The following is a 19,551-nucleotide window of genomic DNA, read 5'->3' as shown; positions in this document are numbered from 1 at the left end:
GTGACCGATCGTTCAGTAATACCCCTTCCCGTGCCAGACTGGGGCGCATGCCGCTGCCGTCCGAGCCCGCGCAGGCCGCCGTGCGGCGCGGGCGCCCTGGGTACGACCGCGACCAGGTGCTCGCCGTCGCCGTGATGCTGTTCAACGAGCAGGGGTACGACGCCACCTCGGTCGCCGGCCTCGCCGAGCGGCTGGGCCTGACGAAATCGGCGCTGTACCACCACTTCGACTCCAAGGAGCAGCTGCTCGCGCTGGCCCTCGACGAGGCGCTCGACGGCCTGGAGGGCGTGCTCGACGATCCCTCCGCCGCGATCGGCGACCCGGCCGAGCGCCTGGCGACCGTGCTGCGCGGCGCCGTGCGGGTGCTGGTCGACAAGCTGCCGTACGTCACGCTGCTGCTGCGCGTGCGCGGCAACAGCGCCGTCGAGCGCTCCGCGCTGGAGCGCCGTCGCGCCTTCGACCACCGCGTGGCCGCGCTGGTGAGCGAGGCGCAGCGGGCCGGTCAGGTCCGCGCCGACGTCGACGGCGCCGTCGCGACCCGCCTCGTGTTCGGCATGGTCAACTCGATCGTCGAGTGGTACCGCCCCGGCGGTCCCACGGGCCGCGAGCAGTTGGCGCACGACGTCGTGGCGGTCGCCCTCGACGGCATGCGCACGCGCTGACGGACGACGGATGCCGCGACCCGCCGCCCGTGAGGGGCCGGGGTCGCGGCATCCGCCGTCGAGGCGTCAGGCCCGGGACAGGCCGTAGATCGGGCTCTTCGCCTGCTCGGCCTCGTGGTCGGGGCCGAGCGGGATGCCCGAGCGGTCGCGGAGGAGGAGCGTGGCGATGAGGCCGATGAGCGTCATGCCGGCGAGGTACCAGGTCACGGCGTCGGTGGAGCCGGTCGTCTGCACCAGAGCCTGCGCGATGGTCGGGGCGAACGCACCACCCACGATCGCGCCGATCGCGTACGAGATCGAGACGCCCGAGAACCGGATCGAGGCGGGGAACAGCTCGCTGTACAGCGCCGCCTGCGGACCGTAGGTGAAGCCCAGGCCGATCGTGAGGAACGCGAGCCCCGAGAACAGCAGGCCGACGTCGGCGGTGTTCACCAGCGGGAAGAGGAGGAAGACACCCGCCAGCTGCAGGATCCAGCCGATGATGTACGTCGTGCGGCGGCCGATCTTGTCGCTGAGCCAGCCGGCGACGAAGGTCGCGATCAGCCACGTCACGGCCGATCCCGTCACCGCCCACAGCACCGGCGCGGTGGCCAGCCCGACCGGCCCCTCGGGGTCGGTGGCGTAGCGCTGGATGTAGCCGCCGGTGGTCATGTAGCCGACCGCGTTGTTGCCGGCGAAGACGAGCGCGGCGATGATCACCAGGAGCGTGTGCTTCTTGAACAGCTGCACGATCGGCATGCGCGCCTCCTCCTTGCGCTCGGCGAGCTCGGCGAAGACCGGGCTCTCCTCGACGCGACGGCGGACGTAGTAGCCGACGAGGATCAGCACGACGCTCAGCAGGAACGGGATGCGCCATCCCCACTCCTTGAACCACTCGTCGCCGGGGATCGCGACCAGGGCCATGACGCCCGAGGCCAGCAGCAGGCCGATGGGCACGCCGACCTGCGGCGAGGCCCCGAAGATGCCGCGGCGCGCCTTGGGCGCGTGCTCGACGGCCATCAGCACCGCGCCGCCCCACTCGCCGCCGGCCGAGATGCCCTGCAGCACGCGCAGCAGGATGAGCAGGATCGGTGCGGCGATGCCGATCGCGGCATACGTCGGCAGCAGACCGACGAGGGTCGTGGCGGCGCCCATGAGGATCAGCGTCCACATCAGCACGACCTTGCGGCCGTACTTGTCGCCGAAGTGCCCGGCCAGGAACGCGCCGAGCGGGCGGAACAGGAAGCTGATGCCGACCGTGATGAACGAGAGGATCTGGGCGAACCCCTCACCGGCGGGCGCGAAGAACAGCTCGGCGAAGACGAGGCCGGCCGCGAACGCGTAGATGAAGAAGTCGTACCACTCGACGGTCGTGCCGACGACCGTGGCGAAGACGACCCGGCGCCGATCGGCCGAAGTGGCGATGGTGCCGGTGGGGGTGAACCCCTGCGGGGCTTTCGATGAGCTCATTCTGACTCCTGTGTCGGGGCTGACGTCGTCGTCACCGGCGAACGATTCGGGATGCTTGCCGGATGCGGGATGATCATATACGATTTCGGATACGACGCAACAGCCCACCGAGTGAGGAAGCTCATGGCAGACACCCCCGACGCCGCAGACCCGCGATTCGCGGCGCTGCCCTCGCGCCCCGGCAAGATCGTCGCGATCCACCTCAGCTACGCGTCGCGCGCCGACCAGCGCGGGCGTCGGCCGCAGCATCCGTCGTACTTCTTCAAGCCCTCGAGCTCGGTCGCCGCCTCCGGCGGCACGATCGAGCGGCCGGCGGGCACCGAGCTGCTGGCGTTCGAAGGCGAGATCGCCCTCGTGATCGGCGAGCCCGCACGACGGGTCTCCCTCGAAGACGCGTGGAACCACGTCGGCTGGGTCACGGCGGCCGACGACTTCGGGCTCTACGACCTGCGCGCCAACGACAAGGGCTCCAATGTGCGGTCGAAGGGCGGCGACGGCTACACGCCGATCGGCCCCTCCCTCATCGACGCGCGCACCATCGAGCCTCGCGACCTGCGGGTGCGCACGTGGCTCAACGGCACGCCGGTGCAGGACGACACCGCCGCCGGCATGATCTTCGCGCTCCCCCAGCTCGTCGCCGACCTCTCTCAGCACTTCACCCTCGAGCGCGGCGACGTCATCCTCACCGGCACGCCGGCCGGCTCCTCGGTCGCCGTCCCCGGCGACGTCGTCGAGGTCGAGGTCGACGTCCCCGGCGGCCCCACCTCGGGACGCCTGGTCACGACGGTCGTGCAGGGCACCGTCGGCTTCGACGGCGCGCTCGGGTCGCTCCCCGCCGCCGACGACCTGCAGCGCTCCGAGGCGTGGGGCTCCCGCGAGGCGGCCGGGCTTCCGCCCGAGGAGCCCGAAGCCTCCGCCGCACCCGTGCTCAGCGACGCGCTGCGGGCGAAGCTCGACGCCGTGCCGGTCGCCGGCCTCTCGGCGCAGCTGCGCAAGCGCGGCCTGGACAACGTGCACATCGACGGCGTCGTGCCGCTGCATCCGGGGGCCAAGCTCGTCGGCACCGCCCGGACGCTGCGCTTCGTACCCAACCGCGAGGACCTGTTCGCCTCGCACGGCGGCGGCTACAACGCGCAGAAGCGCGCGTTCGACGCCGTCGGCGAGGGCGAGGTCGTCGTCATCGAGGCGCGCGGCGAAGCCGGCTCCGGCACGCTCGGCGACATCCTCGCCATCCGCGCCCACGCCCGTGGCGCCGCCGGCATCGTCACCGACGGCGGGGTGCGCGATGCCGCAGCCGTCGCGGCCGTCGGCATCCCGGTGTACACCTCCGGCGCCCACCCGGCCGTGCTCGGCCGCAGGCACGTCCCGTGGGACCACGACCTCACCATCGCGTGCGGCGGCGCCACGGTGCAGCCCGGCGATGTGATCGTCGGCGACGCCGACGGCGTCATCGTCATCCCGCCCGGAATCGTCGAGGAGGTCGCGGACGCGGCCCTCGCGCAGGAGGTGGAGGACGCCTGGATCGCCGAACGCGTCGCGGAGGGGCATCCCGTCGACGGCCTCTTCCCGATGAACGCGCAGTGGCGCGAGCGGTACGACGCGCAGAAGGGACGGGAGCGATGACCGAGGTCGAGACCGGCGTCGACACGCCGAGCCGTAGCAAGTCGCAGATCGCCTACCACTGGATCAAGGAGCGCATCGCGCGGCAGGAGTTCACCCCCGGCTACCGCCTCGTGCTCGGCTCGATCGCGGGCGACCTCGACATGAGCGTCGTGCCGGTGCGCGAGGCGATCCGCCAGCTGGAGGCGGAGGGCCTGGTCACGTTCGAGCGCAACGTGGGCGCCCGGGTGTCGATGGTCGACGACTCGCAGTACCGGCACAGCATGCAGGCGCTGTCGATCCTCGAGGGCACCGCCACCGCCCTCGCCGCGCGCCGGCTCACCGCCGACGACCTCCGCGCCGCACGCCGCATCAACGAGCTGATGATCGAGACGCTCAACCACTTCGACCCGCGGGCCTTCACGTCGCTGAACCACGAGTTCCACTCGGCGCTGTACTCCAAGTGCGCCAACCCCCGCATGCTCGAGCTCGTCAACGCGGAGTGGGCGCGCCTCGGCCACCTGCGCGACTCGACGTTCAGCTTCGTGCCCGGGCGCGCGCAGGAGTCGGTGCACGAGCACGAGAACATCGTCCGGCTCATCGAGGTCGGCGCCCCGCTCGGCGAGATCGAGAAGGCCGCCCGCCGCCACCGCGCCGCCACCCTCGACGCGTACATGATCCACGAGCACCCCGACGAGGCGCTCGGCCTCCCCGCGTTCTGACACCTCGACGGCTGCCCGACCCGCACCCGTCACGAATCTCCGACGAAGGAGCGAAATGACCGACACCCAGACCGTTCTCGCGACGCGGCACGTGCCCGAGGGCCTGCCGGACCGCATCCAGCACTACATCGACGGCGCGTTCGTCGACTCGCTGGACGGCGACACGTTCGACGTGCTCGACCCCGTCACCAACGAGACCTATGTCCAGGCGGCCGCCGGGAAGAAGGCCGACATCGACCGGGCGGTCGCCGCCGCGCGGCGCGCCTTCACCGAAGGACCCTGGCCGCGGATGCTGCCGCGCGAGCGCTCGCGCGTGCTGCACCGCATCGCCGACATCGTGGAGTCCCGCGACGCCCGCCTGGCCGAACTCGAGTCGTTCGACTCGGGCCTGCCGATCACGCAGGCGCTCGGTCAGGCCCGCCGCGCGGCCGAGAACTTCCGGTTCTTCGCCGACCTGATCGTCGCGCAGGCCGACGACGCCTACAAGGTGCCGGGCCGCCAGATGAACTACGTCAACCGCAAGCCGATCGGCGTCGCCGGGCTCATCACCCCGTGGAACACGCCGTTCATGCTCGAGTCGTGGAAGCTCGGCCCCGCCCTGGCCACCGGCAACACCGTGGTGCTCAAGCCCGCCGAGTTCACCCCGCTGTCGGCATCGCTGTGGGCCGGCATCTTCGAGGAGGCGGGGCTCCCGCAGGGTGTGTTCAACCTCGTCAACGGGCTCGGCGAGGACGCGGGCGACGCGCTGGTGAAGCATCCGGATGTGCCGCTCATCTCCTTCACCGGCGAGAGCCGCACGGGGCAGATCATCTTCGGCAACGCCGCACCGTTCCTCAAGGGCCTGTCGATGGAGCTCGGAGGCAAGAGCCCGGCCGTCGTCTTCGCCGACGCCGACCTGGAGGCCGCGATCGACGCGACGATCTTCGGGGTCTTCTCACTGAACGGCGAGCGCTGCACCGCCGGCTCGCGCATCCTCGTCGAGCGATCGGTGTACGACGAGTTCGTCGAGCGCTACGCGGCCCAGGCCGAGCGCGTCGTGGTCGGCTACCCGCATGATCCCGCCACCGAGGTCGGCGCGCTCGTGCACCCCGAGCACTACGACAAGGTGATGGGCTACATCGAGATCGGCAAGGGCGAGGCGCGCCTCGTCGCCGGCGGCGGCCGCCCCGACGGGTTCGACGGGGGCAACTTCGTGCGCCCGACCGTCTTCGCCGACGTCGCCCCCGACGCGCGGATCTTCCAGGAGGAGATCTTCGGCCCGGTCGTCGCGATCACGCCCTTCGACACCGACGAAGAGGCGCTCGAGCTCGCCAACGGCGTGCGCTACGGCCTCGCCGCGTACGTGTGGACGAACGATCTGAAGCGTGCGCACAACTTCTCGCAGGCGATCGAGGCCGGCATGGTGTGGCTGAACTCGAACAACGTGCGGGACCTGCGCACCCCGTTCGGCGGCGTCAAGGCGTCGGGCCTCGGTCACGAGGGCGGCTACCGCTCGATCGACTTCTACACCGACCAGCAGGCCGTGCACATCACGCTCGGCCCCGCCCACAACCCGACCTTCGGCAAGGGAGCCTGATATGACCCACGACAAGACCCTGACCTCCTCCGGCTTCTTCGTGAGCCAGGAGGCGCCCATCCTCTCCGACGACCCGATCCCGACGCCGACGGCTCCGGCGCCGGACATCCTGCGCTGCGCGTACATGGAGCTCGTGGTCACCGACCTCGCCGCCTCCCGCACGTTCTACGTCGACGTGCTGGGTCTGTACGTCACCGAGGAGGACGATGAGGCGATCTACCTCCGCTCGACGGAGGAGTTCATCCACCACAACCTCGTGCTGCGCCAGGGGCCGGTGGCCGCTGTCGCCGCATTCTCGTACCGCGTGCGCACCCCCGAGGACCTCGACCGGGCCGTCGCCTTCTACGAGGAGCTCGGCTGCCGTGTCGAGCGCCGCCCGGACGGCTTCGTCAAGGGCATCGGCGACGCGGTGCGCGTCACCGACCCGCTCGGCTTCCCGTACGAGTTCTTCTACGCCACCGAGCACGTGGAGCGCCTGTCGTGGCGCTACGACCTGCACACCCCCGGCGAGCTGGTGCGCCTGGACCACTTCAACCAGGTGACCCCCGACGTGCCCCGCGCGGTGAACTTCATGCAGTCGCTGGGCTTCCGCGTCACCGAGGACATCCAGGACGAGGAGGGCACCGTCTACGCCGCATGGATGCGCCGCAAGCCCACCGTGCACGACACCGCCATGACCGGCGGCGACGGCCCGCGCATGCACCACGTGGCGTTCGCCACGCACGAGAAGCACAACATCCTCGCGATCTGCGACAAGCTCGGCGCGCTCCGCCGCTCCGATGCGATCGAGCGCGGGCCGGGGCGGCACGGCGTCTCCAACGCGTTCTACCTCTACCTGCGCGACCCCGACGGGCACCGCGTCGAGATCTACACGCAGGACTACTACACCGGCGACCCCGACAACCCCGTCGTCACGTGGGACGTGCACGACAACCAGCGCCGCGACTGGTGGGGAAACCCCGTCGTGCCCTCCTGGTACACCGAGGCCTCGCTCGTGCTCGACCTCGACGGCAACCCGCAGCCGGTCGTCGCCCGCACCGACTCGTCCGAGATGGCCGTCACGATCGGCGCGGACGGCTTCTCGTACACGCGCCCGGACGAGCGGGCCGAGGAGCTGCCGAGCTGGAAGCAGGGCGAGTACAAGCTCGGCCACCAGCTCTAGACCCGGAAGGAGAGACGGATGCTGCATCTCGACGACATCGCGGCCATCGCGGCGGAGCTCGCCGAGGCCGACCGCACGCACGGGGTCATCCCCCGGATCACGGCACGGTATCCCGACGCGACGGTCGAGGACTCGTACGCGATCCAGGGGGTGTGGCGCGACCAGAACATCGCCGCCGGGCGCCGGCTCGTCGGCCGCAAGATCGGGCTCACCTCCAAGGCGATGCAGCAGGCGACGGGCATCACCGAGCCGGACTACGGCGTGATGTTCGACGACACCGTCTACGAGTCGGGCGCCGAGATCCCGGTCGACCTCTTCTCGAACGTGCGCATCGAGGTCGAGCTCGCCTTCGTGCTCGCGAAGCCCCTCGAGGGTCCGGACTGCACGCTCGAGGACGCCCTCGCCGCGATCGAGGACGCCGTGCCGGCCCTCGAGATCCTCAACTCGCACATCGAGCTGGAGGGCCGCACGATCGTCGACACGATCGCCGACAACGCCGCGTACGGTGCGATGGTGCTCGGCGATGTGCGCAAGCGGCCCGACGAGATCGACCTGCGGTGGGTCCCGGGCGTGCTCAGCCGCAACGGCGAGATCGAGGAGACCGGGGTCGCCGCCGGCGTGCTGGGCCACCCCGCCACCGGTGTCGCGTGGCTCGCGAACAAGTTCCACCAGCACGGCGCACGACTGGAGGCGGGCGAGATCATCCTCGCCGGGTCCTTCACGCGCCCCATGTGGGTCTCGCGGGGAGATAGCGTCAGGTGCGACTACGGACCGATGGGAGTCATCGAATGCCGCTTCGTCTGAGCCCGACCTTGAGCGCCGCCCTCGCGGGCGCCGATCGCCCGCTGGCCGGGATGTGGGTGTGCACGGGATCGCCGCTGGTGGCCGAGATCTGCGCGGGCTCGGGCCTGGACTGGGTGCTGATCGACATGGAGCACTCGCCCAACGGCCTCGAGTCCGTGCTCGCGCAGCTGCAGGCGGTGGCCGCCTACCCGGTGACGCCCGTCGTCCGCGTGCCCATCGGCGACGTCGTGACGATCAAGCAGGTACTCGATCTCGGAGCCCAGAACCTGCTCGTGCCGATGGTGTCGTCCAGGACGGATGCCGAGGCCGCCGTCGCCGCCGTGCGCTATCCCCCGCGGGGGAACCGCGGGGTGGGCTCGGCGCTCGCCCGGTCGGCGCGGTGGAACCGCGTCGACGGATACCTGCGGGACGCCGACGACCACGTGTCGCTGTTCGTCCAGATCGAGACGGCCGCGGGCGTCGAGGCGGCCGCCGAGATCGCCGCGGTCGACGGGGTCGACGGGGTGTTCGTCGGGCCGTCCGACCTCGCCGCCTCGATGGGAGTCCTCGGTCAGCAGACGCATCCGGACGTCGTGGCCGCCGTCCACCGCGCCTTCGACGCAGTGCGCGCCGCGGGCAAGCCCGTGGGCGTCAACGCGTTCGATCCGGCCGCCGCCGACGCGTACCTCGGCGCCGGAGCATCCTTCATCCTCGTCGGCGCCGACGTCGCGCTGCTCGCGCGCGGGTCCGAGGCCCTCGCGGCGCGCTGGGTCGTGGCATCCGGCGACGGCGACCGCGCGTCGTACTGAGGCGCACGAGCGCTGCTGCTCCCGGCGACAGGCGCCGGGCGAACCCTGTCAAGGGCCCCCACCCGCAGCGCGGGCGTGACACGCTGGGCCCATGAAGCGCGACGTCTCCAGCCGCATCGCCCTGAACATCACCGAGCCCGCCGAACTGGTGTTCGCCATCGCGGCCTCCCGCCACTACTCCCCCGCGTCCGAGCGCATCTCGGCGACCGTCGACGGCCGGTCCCTCGAGATCGAGGAGCTCCTCGACGCCCACGGGACGCGTCTGCACCGCGTGCTCGCCCCGGTCGGCGCGTTCGCGATGGAGTACGCCGCCGCGCTCGACGAGGGCGACCCGGCCGGCGGCGACGACGTCGAGCGGCTCGTGTACCTCCGTCAGAGCCGCTACGCCGAGTCCGATGCGATGGCCCCCACAGCGGCCGCGGAGTTCGCCGGCATCGAGGGCGCCACCCAGCTCCTCGCCGCCGTGTCGTCGTGGGTCGGCACGCGCCTGGCGTACGTCCCCGGCTCGTCGCTCCCGACGGACGGCGCCACCCGCACCCTCCTCGCACGTCAGGGCGTGTGCCGCGACTACGCCCACCTGTGCATCGCGCTGCTGCGCGGGCTCGGCATCCCGGCCCGCATGGTCGCCGTCTACGCGCCTGGACTGCACCCGATGGACTTCCACGCGGTCGCCGAGGCGTGGATCGACGACGCCTGGCGGGCCGTCGACGCCACCACGCTCGCCCCGCGCTCGAGTCTCGTCCGCATTGCGACGGGGAGGGATGCCGCCGACACGGCGTTCCTCACGGTGGTGTCGGGCCGCGCCGACCTCGTCGACGTCACCGTGGGCGCGACGGCCGACGTGCTGCCGGACGACGACCTCGACAGGCTCGTCTCGATCGCCTGAGCGTCCCCACCGGCCGGACGGCGGGCGGTGGCATCGGTCACCCGCGCCCGAGCGGACATGGCACAGTGAGAGGCATGAAGAAGTGGGTCGTGCGGTTCGCGTCGCTGCTCGTGTTCAACATCGTCGTGCTGCTGGTCGTGGGCTGGCTCACTCCCGCGCGCGTCGGCTGGGCGGCATTGTGGGCGGGCATCGTCCTGACCGCGCTCGTGATCTGGATCAAGCCCCTCGTCGAGAAGTGGTTCCGCTCGATGGCGGCCCGGTCGTCCCACCAGCGCACCCGGGCAGGCGAGAAGCTCGTCGAGTTCCTCCTCGCCTTCGCCGTCGCCTTCCTCGTCTGGATCGCCACCGTGGTCTTCACCGGCGTGTCGATCGGCGGCGGGATCTTCGGCGCATTCTGGGGGTGGGTGATGCCCCCGGTTTTCCTCCTCATCGGCTGGGCGATCTACGCCGCGATCGATGACCGGGTCGAGACGCACGCCGGCACCCTCTACGACCGGGCGACCGGTACGCGCAGTGTGCCGGGGCCGGATGCCTCCGCCCCGCCGGTGCGGAGCCCCGAGGCCGCCGCGGGCCGGCGCGAGCTGAACGACGGCCTCACCGACGAGCAGCGCCGCATGCTCGACGAACTCGGCAAGGGCTGATCGGGCCCGATCTGTCGATCGGCGTCGACCCCGATCGTCATAGAGGTGTCACACCCCTCCAGAAAGGACGACGCCATGCGCTACGCACTCCTCCTCCACTACCCCGAGATGACCGCCGACGACATGGGCCCCGATGCGTGGGCCGAGGGCATGCGCGAGTTCGACGAGTACGCCAAGGCGCTCGATGACGCCGGCGTGCTCGTGTCGGCCGAGGTGCTCCAGCCGTCCGCGGTGACCACGACCGTCACGGCGCCGGACGGTGCGCTGCGCGTGCAGGACGGCCCGTTCGCCGACACGAGGGAGCAGCTCGGCGGCACCTTCGTGATCGAGGTCGACGACCTCGACGCCGCCGTCGCGTGGGCCGGCAAGGCGCCCTCGGTCGGCTGGGGCGCCATCGAGGTGCGCCCGAGCGCCACGCACTTCCGCGACCGCGCCTGGACCCCGTTCGCGAGCTGATGCCGCCGGCCGCCGTGCCCCCTCCCGACCGGCCCGTCGTTCCGGGCGGATCGACCGGGGGCGTGGCGCCCGGCGCCGCTGCTGCGGCCGCCGAGCACGCCGCGAGGACGTCGTACGGCCGGCTGCTCGCCGTCGTCGCCGCCTCGACGCTCCCCTCGCCTCCTCCCCGCGCCGCCGGCGCGTCGCGCGGAGCCTCCGGGCGCGTCGGCCCGGACATCGCGCTGGCCGAGGACGCCCTCGCCGACGCGTTCGAGAAGGCGCTGCGGACGTGGCCGGATGCCGGCATCCCCGCCAATCCCGAAGGGTGGCTCGTCACCGTGGCCCGCAACCGCATCCGCGACGCACTGGGCTCCGCCGCGCGCCGCACGGGCGTGCCACTCGATGAGGCACTCCTGGCGACGCTCGCCGACGACGGCGACGCGGCGACGGCCGTCGCGCGACGCGAGGTCATCCCCGACCGGCGGCTCGAGCTGCTGTTCGCCTGCGCGCACCCCGCGATCGATCCCGCCGCCCGCACGCCGCTCATGCTGCAGACGGTGCTGGGGTTCGACGCCGCGCAGATCGCCGGCGCGTTCGGCGTGGCACCGGCGACGATGGCGCAGCGGCTCGTGCGCGCGAAGCGCCGCATCCGCGACGCCGGGATCCCGTTCCGGGTGCCGTCGCGGGCCGACATGCCGGCCCGGCTGCCCGCCGTGCTCGAGGCCGTGTACGGCGCGTACGCGATCGCGTGGCTCGACCAGGGCGACGAGCCGCGGGAGTCGCTCGCCGACGAGGCGCGCTGGCTCGCGGTGCTGACGGCCGCCCTCCTCGACGACGAGCCCGAGGCGTGGGGCCTGGCCGCGCTGCTGACGTATGCCCAGTCGCGTGCCGCGGCACGCGCGGCCGCGCCGTGGCCGCCACTGGACGAACAGGACCCGGCGCTGTGGGACCGCTCGCTCATCGCCGAGGGCGCCGCGCTGCTGCGCCGCGCCTCCGCGCTCGGTCGTCCGCTCGGTCGCTTCCAGCTCGAGGCGGCGATCCAGGCCGTGCACTGCGACCGCGCCCGCACCGGCGAGCTGGACGTCGAGGCTCTCGTGAAGCTCTACCGCGGACTGGTGGCGATCGCCCCGACCGACGGGGCCCGGGCGGCCCTCGCCGCCGCCGAGGCGCGGCTGCGCTGAGCCCGCCGACGAGCCGGCGCGGGCTAGCCCGCCCGGCGTCAGCCGGCGGCGCGCTCGGCGGCCTCGACCACGTTCGTCATGAGCAGCGCGACGGTCATCGGCCCCACGCCGCCGGGGTTCGGCGACAGGTAGCCCGCGACCTGGGCGACATCGGGGGCGACGTCTCCGTACACGCGGGACTTGCCGGTCTCGGGGTCCTCCTCGCGCGTCACGCCGACGTCGAGCACGGCCGCGCCGGGCTTGACGTCCTCCGCGCGCACGATGTGCTTCACGCCGGCGGCGGCGACGATGACGTCGGCCTGGCGCAGGTGGTGGCCGAGATCGGTGGTGCCGGTGTGCGTGAGGGTCACCGTGGCGTTGATCTCGCGGCGGGTGAGCAGCAGGCCGATCGAGCGGCCGATGGTGACCCCGCGGCCGACCACCACGACGTCCTTGCCCTTCAGGTCGTAGCCGTTGCGCACGAGCAGCTCGATCACGCCGCGGGGCGTGCACGGCAGCGGCGTCGTGATCGGCGCGTTGACGTTGAGCACGAGGCGTCCGAGGTTCGTCGGATGCAGGCCGTCGGCGTCCTTGGCCGGATCGATGCGCTCCAGGATCGCGTCGGTGTCGAGGTGCTTCGGCAGCGGCAGCTGCACGATGTAGCCGTGGCACTCCGGATCGGCGTTGAGCTCGTCGATCAGCGCCTCCACCTGCTCCTGCGTGGCGTCGGCCGGAAGCTCCCGCTGGATGGAGTTCATCCCGATCGCCTCGGACTCGCGGTGCTTCATCCCCACGTACAGCTGCGACGCGGGGTCGGCGCCGACGAGCACGGTCGCGATGCCCGGCGTGATGCCCTTCTCCTTCAGCGCGGCGATGCGCCCGCGCAGCTCGTCCTTGATCTCGGCCGCGGCCGCCTTGCCGTCGAGCTTCTGTGCCGTCATGTCGTGCCTCCGTCGACGGATGCCGCGCCCGCGGCATCCGAAATCCCTATCTCGATAGTGATACCAGACGAGCGCCCCCGCTGCGGCGCCCGCTTCCGCTCAATGGCGGAAGTCGGGGTACAGCGGGAACGCGGCGGTCAGGGCCGACACCCGCAGGCGCAGCTCCTCGAGGTCGGCGCCCGGCTGGAGGGCGAGGGCGATGACGTCGGCGACCTCGGTGAACTCGGCGTCGCCGAACCCGCGCGTGGCGAGCGCCGGCGTGCCGATGCGCAGACCGGACGTGACCATCGGGGGGCGGGGGTCGTTGGGAACCGCATTGCGGTTGACGGTGATGCGGATCTCGTGGAGGCGGTCCTCGGCCTGCTTGCCGTCGAGTTCGGCGTTGCGCAGGTCGACCAGCACGAGGTGCACGTCGGTGCCGCCGGAGCGCACCGTGATGCCGGCATCCTTCACGTCCTGCTGCGACAGGCGCTCGGCGATGATGCGGGCGCCGCGCAGGACGCGCTCCTGCCGCTCCTTGAACTCGGGCGTGGCCGCGAGCTTGAACGCGGTGGCCTTGGCCGCGATCACGTGCATGAGCGGGCCGCCCTGCTGGCCAGGGAAGACCGCGGTGTTGATCTTCTTGGCGATCTCGGCGTCGTTGGTGAGGATGAAACCCGAGCGCGGGCCGCCGATGGTCTTGTGCACCGTCGAGGACACGACGTGCGCGTGGGGCACGGGGTTCGGGTGCACGCCCGCCGCGACGAGGCCCGCGAAGTGCGCCATGTCGACCCACAACATGGCGCCGACCTCGTCGGCGATCGCGCGGAAGCGCGCGAAGTCCAGCTGACGGGGGTAGGCCGACCAGCCGGCGATGATCACCTTCGGCCGGTGCTCGCGCGCCAGCCGGGCGACCTCGTCCATGTCGATGGTCGAGGTCTCGGGGTCGACGCCGTACGCGACGATGTTGTACAGCCGGCCCGAGAAGTTGATCTTCATGCCGTGCGTGAGGTGGCCGCCCTGGTCGAGCGACAGACCGAGCAGCGTGTCGCCGGGGCGCGCGATCGCGTGGAGCACCGCGGCGTTCGCGGTGGCGCCCGAATGGGGCTGCACGTTGGCGAACTCGGCGCCGAAGAGCTTCTTCGCGCGGTGGATCGCAAGCTCCTCCGCGACGTCGACCTCCTCGCAGCCGCCGTAGTAGCGGCGGCCGGGATAGCCCTCGGCGTACTTGTTCGTCAGCACCGAGCCCTGAGACTGCAGGACCGACACGGGGACGAAGTTCTCGGACGCGATCATCTCGAGGAATCCGCGCTGCCGGTCCAGCTCGCGGTCGAGCACCTGGGCGATCTCGGGATCGACCTCGGCGAGCGGGGCGTTGAAGAACTGATCGGTCATGCGATCTCCTGACTCACGGCTTCCAGATAGGGGTGTCCCACATCGGCCCAGGCGTGCGGTCGAATGCCGTAGTCGGTCGCTCCCCGGTGGTGGCCCACCTCAACGCCAGTCGCGACATCCCGAGCATAACCGAAGACGAACCGCTAGGCTGATGCCCGACCGATTTGTTAGGACTCTTTACATGCATGCCGCGTCGCTTCCCGCCGTCGTCCCTGCACCGTCGTCGATCGAGGCGGGCAGCGGTGCGCCCTTCCGGCTCTCCGAGACCACCTCGCTGGCGGGGGACGCGGATGCCACGGCCGCCCTCGCCGCCATCGTCCTGGCGCGGACCGGGCTGAGCCTGGGCGCCGCCGAGGGCGCCGCCGACGTCGAGCTGCGCGTGACGCCGGGCGGCGCGCCGGAGTCCTACCGGATCGACGTGGCGGAGGCATCCGTCGTCGTCACCGGAGCCGACGCGGCCGGACTGTTCTACGGCGTGCAGACCCTCGGGCAGCTGATCGCACGCGACGGGGCGGGCTGGAGCCTGCCCGCCGTGAGCATCGACGACGCACCGCGGTTCGCCTACCGCGGGCTGATGCTCGACGTCGCCCGGCACTTCCACCCCGTCGAGGCGGTGAAGGGCTGCATCGACCGCGCCGCCTCGCTGAAGATGAACGCGCTCCACCTCCATCTGACCGACGACCAGGCGTGGCGCATCCAGCTCGACTCGCGTCCCGAGCTCGTGGAGCGTGCGAGCGCCGGCTCGGTCGGCGGCGACCCGGGCGGGTTCTACACGAAGGACGACTACCGCGACATCGTCCGGTACGCCGCGTCGCGGCACATGATCGTCGTGCCCGAGATCGACATGCCCGGTCACACCCACGCGGTCGGGCTCGCGTACCCCGAGCTGGCGGAGGAGCCGGTGGTCGGCGACCACATCCTCGAGACGCTCGCCGAGTACGGCGGCGACGCGCCCGTCGCCGGCGTGCCGTACGACGGCATGGCGGTGGGGTTCTCCTCGCTGAAGATCCACGAGGAGGCGACCTACGACTTCGTGGCCGACGTCTTCGGCGAGCTGACGGCCATGACGCCCGGGCCCTATCTCCACTTCGGGGGCGACGAATCGCTGTCGACCAGCGCCGCGGACTTCGACGAGTTCGTCACCCGCGTCAGCGCGATCATCGCCGACCTCGGCAAGACGCCGGTCGCGTGGCACGAGGCGGGCGCCGCGAAGGACATCGCGGACACGACGATCGGCCAGTACTGGGGCTTCGTGAGGCCGCAGGGCGATTCCGGCGAGAAGGCGAGGGCGTTCGTCGACAACGGCGGCGGGCTCATCCTCTCCCCCGCCGACGCGATCTACCTCGACATGAAGTACCCGTCCGGTCCCGCGCTCGGGCTGACGTGGGCCGACGGACCGACGAGCGTCGAGCGCGCGTACTCGTGGGAGCCGTCCGACGTCGTGCCCGGCGTCGACGAGGCCGCCATCCTCGGGATCGAGGCCGCGCTGTGGACCGAGACGGTCCGCACCGCCGCCGACATCGACACCATGGCCTTCCCCCGCATCGCCGCGGCGGCCGAGGCCGGGTGGTCGCCGGCGACCGGCGACAGCGAGCTCCGCACGTGGGCGTCTTTCCGCGAGCGCGTCGGCGCGCTGGGTCCGCTGTGGACCGCGATGGGCATCGGCTTCCACCCCTCCGACGAGATCCCGTGGGCCGCCGAGTGACGGCCGCCGAGGAAGGACGCACCGCATGAGCACGCTCGTCCACACCGTCCGCCTGCTCGGGTCGGCAGGCGTCGACTCCGGCCGCGGCGACGGCTGGGTCCTGTTCGAGGACGGCCGGGTCTCGGGCGCCGGGGCGGGCGGCGACCTCCCTGCTGCCCAGGACGTCGTGGACGGCAGGGGCGGATGCCTCGTCCCCGGCTTCATCGACATCCACGGGCATGGCGGGGGCGGTGCCGGCTTCGACGACGGCCCGGAGGCGATCCGCGCAGCGCGCGCAGTGCACCGGGCCCACGGCACGACACGCGCCGTGCTGTCGCTGATCACCGCGCCGATCGACGAGCTGGCCGCGCGGGTCGCGATGGTCGCCGACCTGACCGAATCCGACCCGACGATCATGGGCTCCCACCTGGAGGGACCGTTCCTCGACCCCGGTCACAAGGGCGCGCACGCAGAGGCGCTGCTGCGCGCCCCGGACGCGGCATCCGTCGACCGCCTGCTCGAGGCCGGACGCGGCTCGATCAGGCAGGTCACCCTCGCTCCCGAGCTCCCGGGCGCCTTCGAGGCCATCAGCCGCTTCGTCGACGCGGGCGTGGCCGTCGCGGTCGGGCACACCGACGCGGACGCCGCCGTCGCCCGTCGCGCGTTCGACGCCGGCGCGACCATCCTCACGCACGCCTTCAACGCGATGAACGGCATCCATCATCGCGCACCGGGACCGGTCGTCGCGGCGTTGCGCGACGACCGCGTGACCGTCGAGATCATCGCCGACGGGGTGCACGTCGACCTCGCCCTGATCGCGACGCTCTTCGCCGCCGACGGCGACCGCATGGCGCTGGTCACCGACGCGATGGCGGCGGCGGGCGCGGCGGACGGGCGCTACGTGCTCGGCGGGCTCGCCGTACGGGTGGACGGAGGAGTGGCGCGCCTGGAGGACGGCGGCGCGATCGCCGGTTCGACGCTCACGCAGGATGCCGCAGTGCGCAACGTCGTCGCGGCCGGAGTCGCTCTCGACGACGCGGTGCGCGCCGCGACGCAGACCCCCGCGCAGGCGATCGGCCGACCCGACCTGGGACGGCTGGACGAAGGCTCCCTCGCCGACGCGGTGCTGCTGGACGACGACCTCGCCGTGCGCCGGGTGTGGGTCGCGGGCAGCTCCGACTGACGCAGGCACGATGAAGGCGGGGCCGAAGGTCCCTCCCCCGAGATACCTTCGAGCCCCGCCATATCCGCGGGATGATCCCGCGGGGGGCCGCCGCCGTCGTGCCCCACACAAGGGCGGCCTGCCACTCTGACCAGAGAGACCGCGGGTCCCGGCATCTATTACGCGACTTCGCGAAGATTTTCTTCGGGCTCGCGGAGCACGGCGAGGAGCGCGCATCGCGCCGCTGCGCCGGCGGGCTGCGCAGACCACTGGTCAAATCGAGGCAGGGCCGCGACAATGGACCCAGTCGCGACGCGAGACGCGCCGCGCACCGGGGCGTGCGCGATCGTGGCGCTGTGGAGTCTGGGGATTCATGGAACACGACGAGGTACGCGAACACGACGCGGTCGATGCCGACGTCGTCGCCGACTCCGACCTCGTGACCCGCACCCGCTCGGGCGACTCCGGCGCCTTCGGAGAGCTGTGGCGCCGCCACTACCGGGCGGGCGTCACGGTGGCGCGCAACATGACGTCGAGCCTTGACGCGGACGACCTGGTGCAGGAGGCGTACACCCGCATCTACCACTCCATCGTGTCCGGCGGCGGCCCCACCGGATCCTTCCGCGCGTACCTGTTCACGAGCATCCGCAACACCGCAGCGGCGTGGGGACGCGCGCGCCGCGAGACGGCGTACGACGAGCTCGACGGCGTCGAGGACCCGGCGGCCGGCGAGCACGAGAGCGAGGCCGCGCTCGACCGCGGCCTCACGCACCAGGCGTTCCGCAGCCTGCCCACGCGCTGGCAGGAGGTGCTCTGGTACTCCGAGATCGAGCAGATGAAGCCGGCCGAGATCGCGCCCCTCCTCGGCATGAAGCCGACGGCGGTGGCGCAGCTGACGTTCCGCGCGCGTGAGGGGCTGCGCGAGGCGTGGATCCAGGCGCACCTGCGCTCGGTCGCCGACGGGTCCGAGTGCCAGTGGACGATCGAGCGCCTGGGCGCCTACGCCCGGCGCAACCTCGGACGCCGCGACCACGCCAAGGTCGAGCGCCACCTGTCCAGCTGCGTGCGGTGCTCGATCGTCGCGAGCGAGGCCAGAGAGGTCTCGAGCCGCCTCGCCCTGGTGCTGCTTCCGCTCGCGATCGGGGCCACCGGCACCGCGGGCTACCTGGCGACGGTCCAGGGCGGCGGCACGACACTGGTCGCGATGGCCGAGATGCCGTCCGCCGTCGTGGAAGGCGCCGCCGCGGTCCTCCCCCGCGCGGCCGACCTCGCGATCGGCGCCGGGACCTCCACAGGCGCCGGCAGCGGCGCCGCCGCGACCACCGGCGGGACGCTCGCCGGTTCGACGAGTGCGATCGCGAGCACCGGCACCGGGGTCGGGGCGAGCGCCGTCGCGGTCACCTCGAGCGCCGGCGCCGTGGGCAGCGCGGTCGCGGCGGGGACGACGACGGGCATCGTCGCCGGCGCCGTCGGCGGGTCGACCCTGGCCGGGATCGGCGCCGCCTCGGGCCTGGCGGCTGCGGGCCTCGTGGTGGTCAGCAGTGTGGTGGCGGCGGTGGCGCTGCCGGCCGCAGCACCCGACCCTGCGCCGACACCGGCCGTGACGGCGTCCGAGCCCGGCCTCCTCGACGCGCTGCCCGGCATCGTCGATGAGGACGAACCCGCGCTGCAGCTCTCGGACGAGCCGGGCCCGGATCCCGCGGACATCTCCGTGATCGCCGAGCACGGACCGTCGGACGACGTGGTGCGGGGCAGGCGCGACACCGGCGGTCAGGGCGCGGACGGCGAGCGCCCCAGCCGGGGCGACGCCACCGACGACGAGGCCGACGGCAGCGCCGCCGAAGACGGCGACGAGGCCGGCGATGAGGCGGGCGACGCCCCCGACGGCCCGACGAAGAACGGCAACGGCAACGCGTACGGCACCGGCAACGGCAATGCGTACGGCACCGGCAACGGCAATGCGTACGGAAGCGGACGCGGCGACGAGGCGACCACGCCCGGCACGCCGGTTCAGACCCCCGGCCGCGGCAACGGCGGCGCCGCGGTCAGCGAGGAGCCGGCCGGCGACGACGATGCGGCCGGCGTGGACGAGAAGAAGCCGAGCGGCGCGCCGAACAGCAGCACGCGGCCCGGCAAGACCGAGACAGCAGCGCCGGAGACGCCGGAGGCCGCAGCCCCGACGCGACCGACCGCCGCCGGCTCCCCGGCCGAGGAGAAGCGGGCGGCGTCGCCGGCCGCGGATGCACGCGGCCAGGACGCGACCGGCGCCGAGCAGGCGGCAGACGCCCGCCCAGGCCAGGCCCCCGGGAATCGACCGGCGGAGACCAGCCCGACGGCGACGAGGGGCTCGACACCGCACTCGCCGGCTGCTGCGGAGCCCGAGGAGCGCGCAACCCCGGCGGCGCCCGCCGCCGAGCCCGGCACGCCCGCCACGCCGGAGCGCCCGACGCCGACCGCCACCGGGCGCGAAACCCCCGCCCGCGAGACCCCGGCGGCGCCTGCCGCC

Annotated in this window: 17 protein-coding genes and 1 riboswitch; of the genes, 14 read left to right on the top strand and 3 right to left on the bottom strand. The window is 72.5% G+C overall.

The window, feature by feature from the left end; translation table 11 throughout:
* The first annotated feature begins 47 nt into the window (after positions 1–47).
* Positions 48–662 (top strand): TetR/AcrR family transcriptional regulator, encoded by a 615-nt coding sequence (locus V6R91_RS30010; protein WP_336398357.1) that lies wholly within the window; start codon positions 48–50, stop codon positions 660–662.
* 66 nt (positions 663–728) lie between these two features.
* Here the strand turns inward: V6R91_RS30010 and V6R91_RS30005 are convergent, their stop codons facing one another.
* Entirely contained in the window at positions 729–2,111 is a 1,383-nt protein-coding gene (locus tag V6R91_RS30005) for an MFS transporter (protein ID WP_336398356.1), read from the bottom strand.
* Positions 2,112–2,234: 123 nt separating this feature from the next.
* Here V6R91_RS30005 and V6R91_RS30000 point away from each other — a divergent pair, with 123 nt between their 5' ends.
* From V6R91_RS30000 to V6R91_RS29955, 10 genes are all read left to right on the top strand, one after another.
* Positions 2,235–3,734 carry a fumarylacetoacetate hydrolase family protein gene (locus V6R91_RS30000; RefSeq protein WP_336398355.1) on the top strand — a complete coding sequence of 500 codons (1,500 nt, stop codon included), beginning with the start codon at positions 2,235–2,237 and terminating at the stop codon, positions 3,732–3,734.
* A complete protein-coding gene (locus tag V6R91_RS29995; protein WP_336398354.1) occupies positions 3,731–4,432 on the top strand; it encodes a GntR family transcriptional regulator in 702 nt (233 codons plus the stop codon). The genes V6R91_RS30000 and V6R91_RS29995 overlap by 4 nt, the downstream gene beginning before the upstream one ends.
* A 55-nt stretch (positions 4,433–4,487) precedes the next feature.
* The gene (gene hpaE / locus V6R91_RS29990) at positions 4,488–6,008 is read left to right on the top strand and encodes a 5-carboxymethyl-2-hydroxymuconate semialdehyde dehydrogenase (RefSeq protein ID WP_336398353.1); all 1,521 of its coding nucleotides are present in this window, start codon (positions 4,488–4,490) and stop codon (positions 6,006–6,008) included.
* 1 nt (position 6,009) lies between these two features.
* Positions 6,010–7,170, top strand: a complete 1,161-nt coding sequence (gene hpaD / locus V6R91_RS29985; RefSeq protein ID WP_336398352.1) for a 3,4-dihydroxyphenylacetate 2,3-dioxygenase — start codon at positions 6,010–6,012, stop codon at positions 7,168–7,170.
* A gap of 18 nt (positions 7,171–7,188) precedes the next feature.
* Positions 7,189–7,974, top strand: a complete 786-nt coding sequence (locus tag V6R91_RS29980) for a 2-keto-4-pentenoate hydratase (RefSeq protein WP_336398351.1) — start codon at positions 7,189–7,191, stop codon at positions 7,972–7,974.
* Positions 7,959–8,762, top strand: coding sequence for an HpcH/HpaI aldolase family protein (locus tag V6R91_RS29975; RefSeq protein WP_336398350.1), 804 nt, complete (start codon positions 7,959–7,961; stop codon positions 8,760–8,762). Before V6R91_RS29980 ends, V6R91_RS29975 begins: the two co-directional genes overlap by 16 nt.
* Before the next feature lie 91 nt (positions 8,763–8,853).
* Positions 8,854–9,648, top strand: a complete 795-nt coding sequence (locus tag V6R91_RS29970) for a transglutaminase-like domain-containing protein (RefSeq protein ID WP_336398349.1) — start codon at positions 8,854–8,856, stop codon at positions 9,646–9,648.
* Between the two features lie 74 nt (positions 9,649–9,722).
* Positions 9,723–10,289 carry a hypothetical protein gene (locus V6R91_RS29965; RefSeq protein ID WP_336398348.1) on the top strand — a complete coding sequence of 189 codons (567 nt, stop codon included), beginning with the start codon at positions 9,723–9,725 and terminating at the stop codon, positions 10,287–10,289.
* Between the two features lie 75 nt (positions 10,290–10,364).
* Positions 10,365–10,745, top strand: coding sequence for a YciI family protein (locus tag V6R91_RS29960; RefSeq protein ID WP_336398347.1), 381 nt, complete (start codon positions 10,365–10,367; stop codon positions 10,743–10,745).
* Between the two features lie 62 nt (positions 10,746–10,807).
* A complete protein-coding gene (locus tag V6R91_RS29955; protein ID WP_336398346.1) occupies positions 10,808–11,905 on the top strand; it encodes an RNA polymerase sigma factor in 1,098 nt (365 codons plus the stop codon).
* Between the two features lie 38 nt (positions 11,906–11,943).
* Here the strand turns inward: V6R91_RS29955 and V6R91_RS29950 are convergent, their stop codons facing one another.
* The gene (locus tag V6R91_RS29950) at positions 11,944–12,825 is read right to left on the bottom strand and encodes a bifunctional methylenetetrahydrofolate dehydrogenase/methenyltetrahydrofolate cyclohydrolase (RefSeq protein ID WP_336398345.1); all 882 of its coding nucleotides are present in this window, start codon (positions 12,823–12,825) and stop codon (positions 11,944–11,946) included.
* A gap of 99 nt (positions 12,826–12,924) precedes the next feature.
* Positions 12,925–14,199: a serine hydroxymethyltransferase gene (gene glyA, locus V6R91_RS29945; RefSeq protein ID WP_336398344.1), complete on the bottom strand. Its 1,275-nt coding sequence runs from the start codon at positions 14,197–14,199 to the stop codon at positions 12,925–12,927.
* Between the two features lie 38 nt (positions 14,200–14,237).
* A riboswitch (ZMP/ZTP riboswitch) is annotated at positions 14,238–14,322 on the bottom strand.
* Positions 14,323–14,380: 58 nt separating this feature from the next.
* Here glyA and V6R91_RS29940 point away from each other — a divergent pair.
* The 3 genes from V6R91_RS29940 to V6R91_RS29930 all read left to right on the top strand — a co-directional run.
* Entirely contained in the window at positions 14,381–15,904 is a 1,524-nt protein-coding gene (locus tag V6R91_RS29940; protein WP_336398343.1) for a family 20 glycosylhydrolase, read from the top strand.
* A gap of 25 nt (positions 15,905–15,929) precedes the next feature.
* Positions 15,930–17,066 (top strand): N-acetylglucosamine-6-phosphate deacetylase, encoded by a 1,137-nt coding sequence (nagA, locus tag V6R91_RS29935; protein ID WP_336398342.1) that lies wholly within the window; start codon positions 15,930–15,932, stop codon positions 17,064–17,066.
* 352 nt (positions 17,067–17,418) lie between these two features.
* Positions 17,419–19,551 (top strand): sigma-70 family RNA polymerase sigma factor (locus tag V6R91_RS29930; protein ID WP_336398341.1); only part of this gene is annotated, 2,133 nt, incomplete at its 3' end.

Source organism: Microbacterium sp. CCNWLW41, assembly GCF_037083505.1.
Note: the sequence above shows the minus strand (reverse complement) of the source record. Positions and strands in the feature narration are given on the sequence as shown.

Excerpts from the sequence above, each read along its gene's own strand:
- V6R91_RS30010 (WP_336398357.1), top strand. The coding sequence starts at position 48 with ATGCCGCTGCCGTCCGAGCCCGCGCAGGCCGCCGTGCGGCGCGGGCGC.
- V6R91_RS30005 (WP_336398356.1), bottom strand. The coding sequence starts at position 2,111 with ATGAGCTCATCGAAAGCCCCGCAGGGGTTCACCCCCACCGGCACCATC.
- V6R91_RS30000 (WP_336398355.1), top strand. The coding sequence starts at position 2,235 with ATGGCAGACACCCCCGACGCCGCAGACCCGCGATTCGCGGCGCTGCCC.
- V6R91_RS29995 (WP_336398354.1), top strand. The coding sequence starts at position 3,731 with ATGACCGAGGTCGAGACCGGCGTCGACACGCCGAGCCGTAGCAAGTCG.
- hpaE (WP_336398353.1), top strand. The coding sequence starts at position 4,488 with ATGACCGACACCCAGACCGTTCTCGCGACGCGGCACGTGCCCGAGGGC.
- hpaD (WP_336398352.1), top strand. The coding sequence starts at position 6,010 with ATGACCCACGACAAGACCCTGACCTCCTCCGGCTTCTTCGTGAGCCAG.
- V6R91_RS29980 (WP_336398351.1), top strand. The coding sequence starts at position 7,189 with ATGCTGCATCTCGACGACATCGCGGCCATCGCGGCGGAGCTCGCCGAG.
- V6R91_RS29975 (WP_336398350.1), top strand. The coding sequence starts at position 7,959 with ATGCCGCTTCGTCTGAGCCCGACCTTGAGCGCCGCCCTCGCGGGCGCC.
- V6R91_RS29970 (WP_336398349.1), top strand. The coding sequence starts at position 8,854 with ATGAAGCGCGACGTCTCCAGCCGCATCGCCCTGAACATCACCGAGCCC.
- V6R91_RS29965 (WP_336398348.1), top strand. The coding sequence starts at position 9,723 with ATGAAGAAGTGGGTCGTGCGGTTCGCGTCGCTGCTCGTGTTCAACATC.
- V6R91_RS29960 (WP_336398347.1), top strand. The coding sequence starts at position 10,365 with ATGCGCTACGCACTCCTCCTCCACTACCCCGAGATGACCGCCGACGAC.
- V6R91_RS29950 (WP_336398345.1), bottom strand. The coding sequence starts at position 12,825 with ATGACGGCACAGAAGCTCGACGGCAAGGCGGCCGCGGCCGAGATCAAG.
- glyA (WP_336398344.1), bottom strand. The coding sequence starts at position 14,199 with ATGACCGATCAGTTCTTCAACGCCCCGCTCGCCGAGGTCGATCCCGAG.
- V6R91_RS29940 (WP_336398343.1), top strand. The coding sequence starts at position 14,381 with ATGCATGCCGCGTCGCTTCCCGCCGTCGTCCCTGCACCGTCGTCGATC.
- nagA (WP_336398342.1), top strand. The coding sequence starts at position 15,930 with ATGAGCACGCTCGTCCACACCGTCCGCCTGCTCGGGTCGGCAGGCGTC.